The sequence below is a fragment of the Streptosporangium carneum genome (genome assembly GCF_027922005.1).
GTDB lineage: Bacteria > Actinomycetota > Actinomycetes > Streptosporangiales > Streptosporangiaceae > Streptosporangium > Streptosporangium carneum.
In genome coordinates, this window is sequence record NZ_BSEV01000001.1 from 367,215 (window position 1) to 380,441 (window position 13,227).

9 protein-coding genes are annotated in these 13,227 nt (G+C 69.0%); all 9 read left to right on the forward strand.

Features of this window, described 5'->3' with window-relative positions:
- Positions 1-339 precede the first annotated feature (339 nt).
- The 9 genes from dnaA to PKF00_RS45145 all read left to right on the forward strand — a co-directional run bounded on the left by dnaA (position 340) and on the right by PKF00_RS45145 (position 13,109).
- Positions 340-2,097 carry a chromosomal replication initiator protein DnaA gene (gene dnaA / locus PKF00_RS01730; RefSeq protein WP_271215525.1) on the forward strand — a complete coding sequence of 586 codons (1,758 nt, stop codon included), beginning with the start codon at positions 340-342 and terminating at the stop codon, positions 2,095-2,097.
- Positions 2,098-2,672: 575 nt separating this feature from the next.
- Entirely contained in the window at positions 2,673-3,812 is a 1,140-nt protein-coding gene (gene dnaN, locus PKF00_RS01735; protein ID WP_271215526.1) for a DNA polymerase III subunit beta, read from the forward strand.
- 135 nt (positions 3,813-3,947) lie between these two features.
- Complete coding sequence (locus tag PKF00_RS01740; RefSeq protein ID WP_271215527.1) at positions 3,948-4,685, forward strand: 3-keto-5-aminohexanoate cleavage protein; 738 nt, start codon at positions 3,948-3,950, stop codon at positions 4,683-4,685.
- Between the two features lie 32 nt (positions 4,686-4,717).
- Complete coding sequence (gnd, locus tag PKF00_RS01745) at positions 4,718-5,659, forward strand: phosphogluconate dehydrogenase (NAD(+)-dependent, decarboxylating) (protein WP_271215528.1); 942 nt, start codon at positions 4,718-4,720, stop codon at positions 5,657-5,659.
- A gap of 118 nt (positions 5,660-5,777) precedes the next feature.
- Complete coding sequence (recF, locus tag PKF00_RS01750; RefSeq protein ID WP_271215529.1) at positions 5,778-6,986, forward strand: DNA replication/repair protein RecF; 1,209 nt, start codon at positions 5,778-5,780, stop codon at positions 6,984-6,986.
- A gap of 37 nt (positions 6,987-7,023) precedes the next feature.
- Complete coding sequence (locus PKF00_RS01755) at positions 7,024-7,590, forward strand: DciA family protein (RefSeq protein ID WP_271215530.1); 567 nt, start codon at positions 7,024-7,026, stop codon at positions 7,588-7,590.
- 311 nt (positions 7,591-7,901) lie between these two features.
- The gene (gene gyrB / locus PKF00_RS01760) at positions 7,902-9,848 is read left to right on the forward strand and encodes a DNA topoisomerase (ATP-hydrolyzing) subunit B (protein ID WP_271215531.1); all 1,947 of its coding nucleotides are present in this window, start codon (positions 7,902-7,904) and stop codon (positions 9,846-9,848) included.
- Between the two features lie 45 nt (positions 9,849-9,893).
- Positions 9,894-12,383, forward strand: a complete 2,490-nt coding sequence (gene gyrA / locus PKF00_RS01765) for a DNA gyrase subunit A (RefSeq protein WP_271215532.1) — start codon at positions 9,894-9,896, stop codon at positions 12,381-12,383.
- A 366-nt stretch (positions 12,384-12,749) separates the two neighbouring features.
- Positions 12,750-13,109, forward strand: coding sequence for a DUF3566 domain-containing protein (locus tag PKF00_RS45145; protein ID WP_425582175.1), 360 nt, complete (start codon positions 12,750-12,752; stop codon positions 13,107-13,109).
- The last annotated feature ends 118 nt before the right edge of the window (positions 13,110-13,227 follow it).

Below are 13,227 nucleotides of genomic sequence, written 5' to 3' on the forward strand. Positions count from 1 at the left end.
CCCTTTTTCCACCGCCGCCCCGCCGTCCACAGGATGTGCACTCAGCCTCCCCCACACTGCCACTAGGCTGTGGACAACGTCTTGAACACAGGCTGTGGACAGGGCTACTGTCGGCCCTTCCAGCCCTGCTCTCAGCTGCCTGGACGTGCCGGGTGGCGGGTGCGGGGCTGTGCACACCGTGTGGATTCGATGTGGATTCCAGGCGGCGACCCCGGGCGGGCGGCAGGGGCGCCGGCATGTGGACAACGGGGGAATCCGATGGGCCCGGCGGCCATCGGTGTGGATAACAATCGCGATGGGCTCATGCGGGGGCCGCGTCGACAGGAGGATGGGCCGGGCATGGACGGAATGGACCTCGGTGAGGTGTGGGCGCGGGCGTTGGAGAACTCCCTCAACGCGAGCGTCCCGTCCCAGCAGCGCGTCTGGCTCAGCATGACCCGGCCTTTCGGTCTCATGAACGACACCGTGGTGCTCGCCGCCCCGACCGATTTCGCCAGAGATGTCCTGGAAAACAAGCTTCGTCCCCTGATCAGTCACGCGCTCTCCCAGGAGTTCGGGCGCCCGATGCGGGTCGCGGTCATGGTCGACCCCAGCGCCGCGGGCTCGGAACAGGGCGGCGTGCCCCGCGCGGAGACTTATCCCCAGGCGCCGCCGCAGAGTTATCCCCAGGGCGGCGGATCCCAGCAGGGTTATACACAGCCGGTAACCGCCCAGCACCACAGCGCTTCCGGCCTCCAGAACCCCTTCCACTCCCAGGGTCCCGCCGCCGCGCCGTCCACCGACTATCCACAGCGTCAACCACAGGGGCAGGCTTTCCCCTACTCCTATCAACACGCTGAGGAGCCTGCGCAGCCGTACCTCCCCTCAGAACCGCCGGCCTCGCCGCCGGTCGAGCAGTCCACCGGATACGGCCGCGGCGGCTACACCCCCCAGCCCTCTCCGCCCCGCCCTGAATCTGATGGTTTCGAACGCCCCGGCCAGAACTTCGAGCGCCCGGCGCAGACCGCGGGCCCCGTGCAGAACCGGTGGGACGCCAGGAGCGGCCGCACACAGGGGGAGCCCGCCCGCCTCAACCCCAAGTACACCTTCGAGACCTTCGTCATCGGTTCGAGCAACCGCTTCGCCCACGCCGCCGCGGTCGCGGTGGCCGAGGCGCCGGCGAAGGCCTACAACCCGCTGTTCATCTACGGCGACTCGGGCCTGGGCAAGACCCACCTGCTGCACGCGATCGGCCACTACGCCCAGAGCCTCTACGACGGCGCGCGGGTGAGATACGTCAGCTCGGAGGAGTTCACCAACGACTTCATCAACTCCATCCGCGACCACAAGGCCGACAACTTCCGCGGACGCTACCGGGCTGTGGACATCCTGCTCGTGGACGACATCCAGTTCCTCGAGGGCAAGGAGCAGACGCAGGAGGAGTTCTTCCACACCTTCAACACCCTGCACAACGCCAACAAGCAGATCGTCATCTCCAGCGACCGCGCCCCCAAGCAGCTGGTCACCCTGGAGGACCGGCTGCGCAACCGGTTCGAGTGGGGGCTGATCACCGACGTGCAGCCGCCCGAGCTGGAGACCCGCATCGCGATCCTGCGCAAGAAGGCGATCCAGGAGGGCCTGGCCGCGCCGCCCGAGGTGCTCGAGTACATCGCCAGCCGCATCTCCACCAACATCCGCGAGCTCGAGGGCGCCCTGATCCGGGTCACCGCGTTCGCCAGCCTGAACAGGCAGTCGGTCGACCTGCAGCTCACCGAGGTCGTGCTGAAGGACCTGATCACCGAGGACGCGGGCTCGGAGATAACGATCGCCACGATCATGGCGTCGACGGCCGCCTACTTCGGCCTGTCGATCGACGACCTGTGCGGCGGGTCGCGCTCGCGCGTCCTGGTCACCGCCCGGCAGATCGCCATGTACCTGTGCAGGGAGCTGACCGACATGTCGCTGCCGAAGATCGGACAGCAGTTCGGCGGACGCGACCACACCACGGTCATGCACGCCGACCGGAAGATCCGTTCCCTCATGGCCGAGCGCCGGTCGATCTACAACCAGGTCAACGAGCTGACCACCAGGATCAAGCAGCAGTCGCGCAATGGATGAGTTTTCCCCCGACGTGATGCACAGGCTGTGGAAAACCTTGTGGATCAGTGGTACGGCCCCGCCGGACGACACGGAGCGAGGCATTCCACCATGAACATGCCGGTTTCGACGGTTTCGGCACGCTCCAGCGAGCTGGGGACAACTCTGGGGAGAACCTGGGGAGAACCTGGGGAGAACTCGTGGACATCCTGGGGACGCCCTGTGAAGAGAGTTTTCCCCAGGGACAAAACGACCTCATACCCGGTGGAGAACCTGGGGAAACCTCGTGGATAACCGGTGGACGAAGGGCACGTGATCTGGGGACGGCCTGTGTGTACAGCCGGGTTCTCCCCAGGCCCAGGAGTTCTCCACACCTTCCGCCCACACCTCCGGTGGATGAAAAAACCATAGCTGAGCTGCGGAAACATAGGCTTTCCACAGTTTCCACCGCCCCTAATGCGATGACCCCTTGTATCTCTAACTAGGAAACTCAAGACCCATAGAAAGGGTTCCGGGGGAGCGAGCGTGCGGGACAGTGAACACTTGAACCCAAGGCACCGAGCGGACAGCGCTCGACACACAGGAGGCAGATCCACGTGATGTTCCGTATCGAGCGAGACGTGCTCGCTGAGGCGGTCGCATGGACGGCACGCAGCCTGCCGGCGCGCCCTTCCGTGCCGGTGCTCGCCGGCATGCGCCTGGAGGTCACCGAGAAGGGGCAGCTCAAGCTCTCCGGCTTCGACTACGAGGTGTCCGCCGAGGTGACCCTCGAACCGCAGAGCGGTGAGGCGGGCGTCGTGCTCGTCTCGGGCAAGCTCCTCGCCGAGATCACCAGGGCGCTGCCCGCACAGCCTGTGGACTTCGTCGTCGAGGGCGCGAAGGCGGTCGTCACCTGTGGCAGTGCCCGGTTCACACTTCTCACCATGCCTGTGGAGGACTACCCCTCCCTGCCGACCATGCCGCCCGCGGCCGGGCGCGTCGGCAGCGACGTGTTCGCCTCCGCCGTCGGTCAGGTCGCCGTGGCCGCGGGCAAGGACGACACGCTGCCGATGCTGACCGGCGTGCGCATGGAGATCGAGGGCGACACCGTCACCCTCGCCGCGACCGACCGCTACCGCCTCGCCGTACGCGAGCTGAAGTGGCAGCCGGGCCAGCCCGACTTCTCCGCGGTCGCGATGATCCCCGGCAAGACCCTCGCGGACGCGGCCAAGGCGCTGGGGAGCACGGGCGCCGAGGTCGAGGTCGCGATGAGCTCCGTCGGCGGCACCGGCGAGGGCATGATCGGCTTCTCCAGCGCCGGTCGCCGCACCACCACCCGCCTGCTCGACCCCGAGTTCCCCAAGTACCGCTCGCTGCTGCCGACGGAGTTCTCCGCCAGGGCCGAGCTGTCCACGAGCTCCTTCGTCGAGGCCGTCAAGCGCGTGGCCCTGGTCGCCGAGCGCAACACCCCGGTGCGGCTCGCCTTCCGCGACGGCGAGGTCGTCCTGGAGGCGGGCAGCGGCGACGAGGCGCAGGCGGTCGAGGTGCTGCCCGTCGACTTCGAGGGCGACGACATCAACATCGCCTTCAACCACCAGTTCCTGCTCGAGGGGCTCGGGGCGATCGACTCCGACGTGGCCAGACTGCAGATGACCACCTCGACCAAGCCCGCCATCCTCACCGGCGGGAAGCACGCGGACAAGGAGGGCGTGCCCGACTACCGCTACCTGATCATGCCCATCCGCCTGTCCAGCTGACGCGGCCCGCACCGGACGGCCCGCGCGGCCGCCGGTGCCGACGAGGCCGCCGAGGGGGGAAGAGGTCGCACAGGTGGGGAGACCAGGCGACGCCGGGGACGTGAACGCGGGGTCCGGCGGGGTAGGAGGCCGCCCATGAGTCCGATCATGGTGAAGGCCTGTCTCAACGGGAGCAGGAAACCCGGCGACCATCCGGCGCTCCCCCTGACGCCCCTGGAGCTCGCTGAGGCGGCCCGTGGGGCTCGTGAGGCGGGTGCGGCGGCTGTTCACATGCACCCGCGTGACGAGGCGGGCAGAGAGTCTCTCAGCCCCGCGCACATCGGGGCCGCCGTGCGCGCCGTGCGGCGGGCGTGTCCCGGCATGCCCGTCGGCGTGAGCACAGGCCTGTGGATAACCGGCGGAGACCCGCAGGCGCGGAGCGAGGCCGTGCGGACGTGGGCGGCGCTCCTCAGGGAGGACCGGCCCGACTTCGCCTCGGTGAACCTCTCCGAACCCGGCTTCCCGGAGCTGTGGCATGATCTTCGGCGGCTCGGCGTCGACGTCGAGGCCGGAGTCTGGACGACCGGCGACGCCGAGGCGCTCGCCGCGACAGGGCTCGAGTGCGCGCGGGTGCTCGTCGAGGTCATCGGCGGCGCCGAGGACACGGCCGTCTCCAGGGCGCACGCCGTGCTCGGCCGCCTCGACGAGCTCGGAGTCCCCGGTCCACGCCTCCTCCACGGGGAGGAGGCGCCGGCCTGGATACTTGTGGACGAGGCCGGGCAGTTGGGGCTGGCCACGCGCATCGGCCTGGAAGACGTTCTCCACAGCCCTGTGGGCGACCCCGTCGAGGGAAACGCCGACCTGGTACGACTCGCGATGGCACGCCTGGCGTAGGTGGATGATGGAACCCTGAAGGGGGTGCTCGTATGCAGATCGGCATGGTCGGGCTGGGCAAGATGGGCGGCAACATGGCCGAGCGGCTGCGCCGCGGCGGTCACGACGTCGTCGGTTACGACCGGGACCCGGCGGTCAGCGACGTCTCGAGCCTGAAGGAGCTGGTCGACCGGCTCCAGGAACCGCGCGCCGTGTGGGTCATGGTCCCTGCGGGCGCGCCGACCCAGGCGACGGTCGAGGAACTCGGCAACCTGCTGTCGGCGGGCGACATCGTGGTCGACGGCGGCAACTCTCACTATCTGGACGACCAGAAGCACGCGGCCGACCTCGGGGCCAAGGGGATCGGCTTCGTCGACTGCGGTGTGAGCGGCGGCGTCTGGGGCCTGCAGAACGGCTACGCCCTGATGGTCGGCGGCACGGAGGGCGACGTCGGGCGGCTGGCGCCGGTCTTCGAGACCCTCAAGCCCGAGGAGGACGGCTTCGTCCACGCGGGGCCCGTCGGCGCGGGCCACTTCGCCAAGATGGTCCACAACGGCATCGAGTACGGCATGATGCAGGCCTTCGCCGAGGGCTGGGAGCTGCTGGAGGCCTCCGACGTCGTGACCGACGTGCCCGGCGCGTTCGCCAGCTGGCGGCACGGCACCGTCATCCGCTCGTGGCTGCTGGACCTCATGGTCAGGGCGCTCGAGGAGGACCCGGCGCTGGCGGAGCTCAAGGGCTACGCGCAGGACTCGGGCGAGGGCAGGTGGACGGTGCAGGCGGCCGTCGACCACGCCGTGCCGCTGCCGGTCATCACCGCCGCGCTGTACGCCAGGTTCGCCTCGCGGCAGGACGACTCCCCTGCCATGAAGGTCGTCGCGGCCCTGCGCAACCAGTTCGGCGGCCACGCGGTCACCGCGAAGGAGGGCGAGGTCGCCAAGGGGGCGGACGCCCCCGGCGCCGACGTCACCCCTCCGGCCGAGGCCGACAGGTAGCGGCGAGCCCGCGTGGGCGTCGCAGGAGGCGCGGAGGTCGTGGCGCGCCCGGCCCCGTGGACCCGGGCGGGCGCCCGCGAGGCTCCGGTGACGGGCGGGGACGGCTAGTCTTCCTGGGGTGCATGTCGCCCACCTCTCGCTGACCGACTTCCGGTCCTACGACACCGTCGACCTCGGCCTCGAGCCGGGCGTCACGGCGTTCGTCGGGCCGAACGGGCAGGGCAAGACCAACCTGGTCGAGGCGCTGGGCTACGTCGCCACGCAGTCCAGCCACCGGGTCGCCAACGACGGCCCGCTGGTGCGCCAGGGCGCGGCGCGCGCCATCGTGCGCTCCGTGGTCGTGCGCGACGACCGGCGGGCGCTGATCGAGCTGGAGATCAACCCGGGCCGGGCCAACCGGGCCAGGCTGAACCGCTCGCCCGTCTCCCGCCCGCGCGACGTCATCGGCATGCTGCGCACGGTCCTGTTCGCCCCCGAGGACCTCGCCATGGTCAAGGGCGACCCCTCGGAGCGGCGTCGCTACCTCGACGACCTCCTGGTGGCCAGGGCCCCCCGTTTCGCGGGGGTGCGCGCCGACTACGACCGGGTCCTCAAGCAGCGCGGCGCCCTGCTGCGCACGGCGGCGCAGGCACGGCGCGGCGGCGGCCGGGGCGGGCGGCGCGCGGAGAACGACTCGGGGTTCGCGGCCGCGGGCGCGGGAGACCCGCTGAGCACCCTGGACGTCTGGGACGCCCACCTGGCCAGGCACGGCGCCGAGCTGCTCGCGGCCAGGCTCGAGCTGGTCGAGGAGCTGCGCCCGCTGGTCGCCGCCGCCTACGCCTCGCTCGCCCCCACCTCCGCTCCCGCGTGCCTCGACTACCGCGGCACCCTGCCCGCGCGGGCCCAGGCGGTGACGGAGGCCGCCGAACGGACGGCGACGGAGCGCCGCGAGGACCTGGAGGAGCGGATGCGCGCCGCGCTGCTCGAGGTCAGGAGCGCCGAGCTCGAACGCGGCGTCACGCTCGTCGGCCCGCACCGCGACGACCTGTTCCTCGGGCTCGGGGAGCTGCCCGCGCGCGGCTACGCCAGTCACGGCGAGTCGTGGTCGTTCGCGCTCGCGCTCAGGCTGGCGGCCTACGACCTCCTCAGGACCGACGGCGGCGACCCCGTCCTGATCCTCGACGACGTCTTCGCCGAGCTGGACAGCCAGCGCCGTCGTCGCCTCGCCGAGATCGTGGCCCCCGCCGAGCAGGTGCTGATCACCGCCGCGGTCGCGGCGGACGTGCCCGCCGAGCTGGTCGGGGCCCGGTTCGACGTCACGGAGGGAAGTGTGGTCCGTGTCCGATGACGGCCTGCGGGGCGGACGCGGCCAGGCGTCGCCCTCCGTGACATCTTCCGTGACACCTTCCGGGCCCTCCTCCTCGGCGCCCGAGGCGGGGCGGCGCGGAGCGGGAGCCGCGGAGAACGCGGCGGCCAGGGGCGCCGCGATGGCGAGGGAGAAACTGGCTCAGGCCAAGGCGGACGCCGCGAAGCGGGGCCAGCTTCCCCGGCGCGAGCCACGGCGCAGGGCGCACGGCGGCCCCCGCAGGGACTACGGCGATCCCCAGCTTTTCGGCAGGGCCATCGCCGATCTCCTCGCCGCCAGGGGGTGGGAGCAGCCCGTCGCGGTCGGCGGGGTGTTCGGCCGCTGGCAGGAGATCGTCGGCCCCGATCTGGCCGCCCACACCAAGCCCGAGACCTTCGCCGACGGGGAGGTCCTGGTGACCGCGGACTCGACGGCATGGGCGACCCAGGTCAGGCTGTTGGCAAGGACGCTGGTCAGAAGGTTGAATGAGGAGCTGGGGGACGGGACCGTGCAGCGGGTGAGGGTGCGGGGTCCGCAGAACGGACCGCGTCAGAGCGGTGGTCTGCGCGTCACCGGCAGCCGGGGACCCGGCGACACCTACGGGTGATCCACAACCGGGTGATCCACAACCCGGAAAACGGATCAGCGGCCTTTCAGACGCGACAACCCCCCTCCGCGTAGGGGGATGTTCGAGACGAGGGTCGACGCGCGACAGAGGCTTCTAGAGCCCGTCAATGCCACACGACACGTTCCGAGCCGCTAGAATGAAATCGAATTCCGGACACGTCCGCTTGCGTGTCACCCCGGCTTCCTGGCCGACTCCCCTGGGTGAACGCATCGGGGCATTCACGACGGTGACGGGCACGGCGGGGCTGACAGGCTCTCTCGCCGCGTGTCCGCGGCAGGAGGATTTCGCACTTGTCCTACGACGCTAGCTCAATCACCGTCCTCGAAGGACTCGAGGCGGTCCGTAAGCGCCCTGGCATGTACATCGGCTCGACCGGCGAACGCGGCCTCCACCACCTTGTTTACGAGGTCGTGGACAACTCCGTCGACGAGGCCCTGGCCGGACACGCGGACAGGATCGAGGTGACCCTCCTCGCCGACAACGGCGTGCGGGTCGTCGACAACGGCCGAGGCATCCCCGTCGGCATCGTGGAGGCCGAGGGACGTCCCGCGGTCGAGGTCGTCCTGACCGTGCTGCACGCGGGCGGCAAGTTCGACAGCAAGTCGTACGCCGTCTCCGGCGGTCTGCACGGCGTCGGCGTCTCGGTGGTGAACGCCCTGTCCACCGCGCTCGAGGTGGAGATCCGCACTGACGGCCACCACTGGCGGCAGAGCTACTCCCACTCCAAGCCGACCGCCCCCCTGGCGAAGGGGGAGCCGACGGAGGAGACCGGCACCTCGATCACCTTCTGGGCCGACGACACGATCTTCGAGACCACCACGTGGAACTTCGAGACGCTCTCCCGCCGCTTCCAGGAGATGGCCTTCCTGAACAAGGGCCTGACGATCACCCTGCGCGACGAGCGGCCCGACCACATCGTCAACGGCGAGCCCGCCGAGGTCGTCTACCACTACGAGGGCGGTCTGTCGGACTTCGTCCAGCACCTGAACTCCAAGAAGGAAGCCGCCCACGTCTCGGTGATCGACTTCGAGGAGCACGGCGAGGGGATCTCGGTCGAGATCGCCATGCAGTGGAACAACTCCTACAGCGAGTCGGTCTACACCTTCGCCAACACCATCAACACCGCGGAGGGCGGCACCCACGAGGAGGGCTTCCGCGCGGCGCTGACGTCGATCGTCAACCGCTACGCGCGCGAGCAGAAGTTCCTCAAGGAGGGCAAGGACGACAACCTCACCGGCGAGGACATCCGCGAGGGCCTCACCGCGATCATCTCGGTGAAGCTGGCCGACCCGCAGTTCGAGGGCCAGACCAAGACCAAGCTGGGCAACACCGAGGCCAAGTCCTTCGTGCAGAAGGCCTGCAACGACCACCTGCGCGACTGGTTCGAGCGCAACCCCGGCGAGGCCAAGGACGTCATCAACAAGTCCCTGCAGGCCTCGCGCGCCCGCATCGCGGCCCGCCAGGCCCGCGACCTCACCCGGCGCAAGTCGCTGCTCGAGTCGGGCTCCGGCCTGCCGGGCAAGCTGGCCGACTGCCAGTGGAGCGACCCGGAGAAGTGCGAGCTGTTCATCGTCGAGGGCGACTCGGCGGGCGGCTCGGCCAAGGGCGGCCGCGACTCCAAGTTCCAGGCCATCCTGCCCATCCGCGGCAAGATCCTGAACGTGGAGAAGGCCCGCATCGACAAGGTGCTGAAGAACGCCGAGGTCCAGGCGCTGATCACCGCCATGGGCACCGGCGTCCACGACGAGTTCGACATCGCCAAGCTCCGCTACCACAAGCTCATCCTGATGGCGGACGCCGACGTCGACGGCCAGCACATCAACACGCTGCTGCTGACGCTGCTGTTCCGCTTCATGCGTCCGCTGATCGAGGCAGGGCACGTCTACCTCTCCCAGCCGCCGCTCTACAAGATCAAGTGGGACCGCAGGGGCGAGGACGCCTCGTACGCCTACTCCGACCGCGAGCGCGACGCGATCATCGAGGACGGCATGTCCAGGGGCAAGCGCGACCCGCGCCTGCACGACGGCATCCAGCGGTTCAAGGGTCTGGGCGAGATGAACGCCGGCCAGCTCTGGGACACCACGATGAACCCCGAGACCCGGGTGCTCCTCCAGGTCACCCTCGACGACGCAGCCCAGGCCGACGAGCTGTTCAGCGTTCTCATGGGTGAGGACGTCGAGGCCCGCCGCTCCTTCATCATCAGGAACGCGAGAGACGTCCGTTTCCTCGATGTGTAGCGGCGGCCCCATACAGACTTCTCTTTCGAAAAGGACCCATCACCCGTGACGGATGTGAACACTCCGCCCGCAGAGCAGCGCATCGAACCCGTCGACATCCAGTCGGAGATGCAGCGCAGCTACATGGACTACGCGATGTCCGTCATCGTGTCCCGCGCGCTGCCCGACGTCCGCGACGGCCTCAAGCCGGTGCACCGCCGCGTGCTCTACGCGATGTACGACGGCGGCTACCGTCCCGACCGCGGCTACTTCAAGTGCTCACGCGTCGTCGGCGACGTGATGGGTTCCTACCACCCGCACGGCGACTCCTCGATCTACGGCACCGTGGTACGGCTCGCCCAGCCCTGGGCGCTGCGCTACACCCTGGTCGACGGCCAGGGCAACTTCGGATCGCCGGGCAACGACATGCCGGCCGCCATGCGGTACACCGAGTGCAAGCTCGCGCCGATCGCCATGGAGATGATCCGTGACATCGACAAGGACACCGTCGACTTCCAGCCCAACTACGACGGGCGCTCCCAGGAGCCGCTGGTCCTGCCGTCGCGGTTCCCGAACCTCCTGGTCAACGGGTCGGCCGGCATCGCGGTCGGCATGGCGACGAACATCCCGCCGCACAACCTGCGCGAGGTGTCCGACGGCATCAAGTGGGCCCTGCAGAACCCGGAGGCCGAGGACGAGGAGCTCCTCGAAGCGCTGATCGCCCGGGTCAAGGGCCCCGACTTCCCGACCGGCGCCCTGATCGTCGGCCGCAGGGGCATCGACGACACCTACCGCACCGGCCGCGGCTCGATCACCATGCGGGCGATCGTCGAGGTCGAGGAGGACGCCAAGGGCCGTCAGTGCCTGGTCGTCACCGAGCTGCCCTACATAGTCAACCCCGACAACCTGGCGTTGTCGATCGCCGAGTCGGTGAAGGACGGCCGGATCAGCGGCATCGCCGACGTCCGCGACGAGAGCTCCTCCCGGGTCGGCCAGCGCCTGGTCATCGTGCTCAAGCGCGACGCGGTCGCCAAGGTCGTGCTGAACAACCTCTACAAGCACACCCAGCTGCAGACCACCTTCGGCGCCAACATGCTGGCGCTGGTCGACGGCGTGCCGAGGACCCTGCGCCTCGACCAGTTCGTCCGTCACTACATCACCCACCAGATCGAGGTCGTGGTCCGCAGGACCCGCTACCTCCTGCGCAAGGCCGAGGAGCGGGCCCACATCCTGCGCGCGCTGCTCAAGGCGCTCGACCGGATGGACGAGGTCATCGCCCTGATCCGGCGCTCCCCGTCGGCGGCGGCGGCCCAGGGCGGCCTCATGACGCTCCTGGAGATCGACGAGATCCAGGCGCAGGCCATCCTCGACATGCAGCTGCGCAAGCTGGCCGCCCTGGAGCGGCAGCAGATCACCGACGAGTACGACGCGTTGATGGCGCACATCATCGACTACCAGGCGATCCTGGCCTCGCCCGAGCGGCAGCGGACGATCGTCTTCGACGAGCTCTCCGAGATCACCGCCAAGTACGGCGACGAGCGCAAGACGGAGATCATCGCCTACGAGGGCGACATGTCGATCGAGGACCTCCTCGCCGAGGAGGACATGGTCGTCACGATCACCCGGGGCGGTTACGCCAAGCGCACCAACACCGACCTCTACCGGGCGCAGAAGCGCGGCGGCAAAGGCGTGCGCGGCGCGCAGCTGCGCCAGGACGACATCGTCGACCACTTCTTCGTCACCACGACGCACCACTGGTTGCTGTTCTTCACGAACAAGGGCCGTGTCTACCGGGTCAAGGCCTACGAGCTTCCCGACTCGGGCAGGGACGCCCGGGGCCAGCACCTGGCCAACCTGCTCGCCATGCAGCCGGACGAGGTCGTGATGGAGGTGCTGGACCTGCGCGACTACGAGGTCGCGCCGTACCTCGTGCTTGCCACGCGCAGCGGCCTGGTGAAGAAGACGCGCCTGTCGGAGTACGACTCGCCGCGCTCCGGCGGTCTCATCGCCATCAACCTGCGGGAGGACGACGAGGTGATCGCCGCCAGGCTGGTCTCCGAGGAGGACGACCTCCTGCTGGTCTCCCGCGGCGCGCAGTCCATCCGCTTCACGGCCTCCGATGAGGCCCTGCGTCCGATGGGCCGGGCGACCAGCGGTGTGATCGGCATGCGGTTCCTCGAGGGCGACGAGCTCCTGGCGATGAACCGGATCGCGGACGGCGACGATGTGTTGGTCGCGACCGAGGGTGGGTATGCCAAGCGCACACCTGCCGATCAGTACCCTGTGCAGGGAAGAGGCGGCAAGGGCGTCCTGACCGCCAAGATCGTTAGTGCTCGTGGCAAGCTGGTTGGGGCTGTCATGGTCAGTCCGGAGGACGAGGTTTTCGCGATCACGTCCGTCGGCGGGGTTATCCGGACCAGCGCAGGAGAGATCAAGCAGTCTGGTCGCCAGACCATGGGGGTGCGTCTGATGAATCTGGTGGAGGGGGACAGCGTCGTGGCTCTCGCCCGCAACGCCGAGGCCTTGGAAACTGAGGAAAACGGGGAAGGTGAGTAGCCCGTGAGCTCTCAGGCAAGACCAGGACCACGTCCTGCTTCCTCGTCGACACGCGACCAGGTGACAGCGAAGATGGACAAGGCCACCGGAACGGACCCCGTTGAGGCGGCCGAGTCGCCGGCAGGCGGTAGCAAGCCCACGCCGGAGACCGATAATTCGGTAACCGATGACTTCAAGGGCAGGCAGAGCGTGACGGCTATCGAGGACGGCAAACCAGGCGATCCAGCGACGCGTCCGCGTCCGGCGTCGGGCGAGGCTGGAAACCCCTCCTGGGCTCCGGGAGGGCTGTCCGCGCCTCCCCCCGCCCCGGACGGCAGGAAACCGGCGTCTGACACCTCTCCGAGGACGCCGCGCAAGGCCCATCTGGTGCTGCGCAGAGTCGAGCCGTGGTCGGCCATGAAGTTCAGCTTCGTGGTCTCGCTGGTCTGTTTCGTGGTGCTGTTCGTCGCCGTCGCGGTCCTCTACATGGTGCTGAACGGCCTCGGGGTGTTCGACAACATCATCCAGACGGTCAACCAGTTCACCGTCTCGGACGGCAAGCCCTCGGCCAACGGCTTCGACATCGCCTCCTGGTTCGAGCCGGTCCGCATCCTCGGCTACACCGCCCTGATCGGCGCGGTGAACGTCGTCCTGATCACGGCACTGTCCACCCTCGGCGCGGTGATCTACAACATCGCCTCCGACCTGGTCGGCGGCGTCGAGGTCACCTTCAGCGAGGCCGAGTAGGCATCCGCCGCCATGTCCCCGGCCACCGAGCCGGGGACATGGCGCAAGCCGGTGCCGGGACAGGGTAAGCTTTTCCCTGTTCGAGCGAACGGATTCGCCTCCACAAGAGGGATGCGAT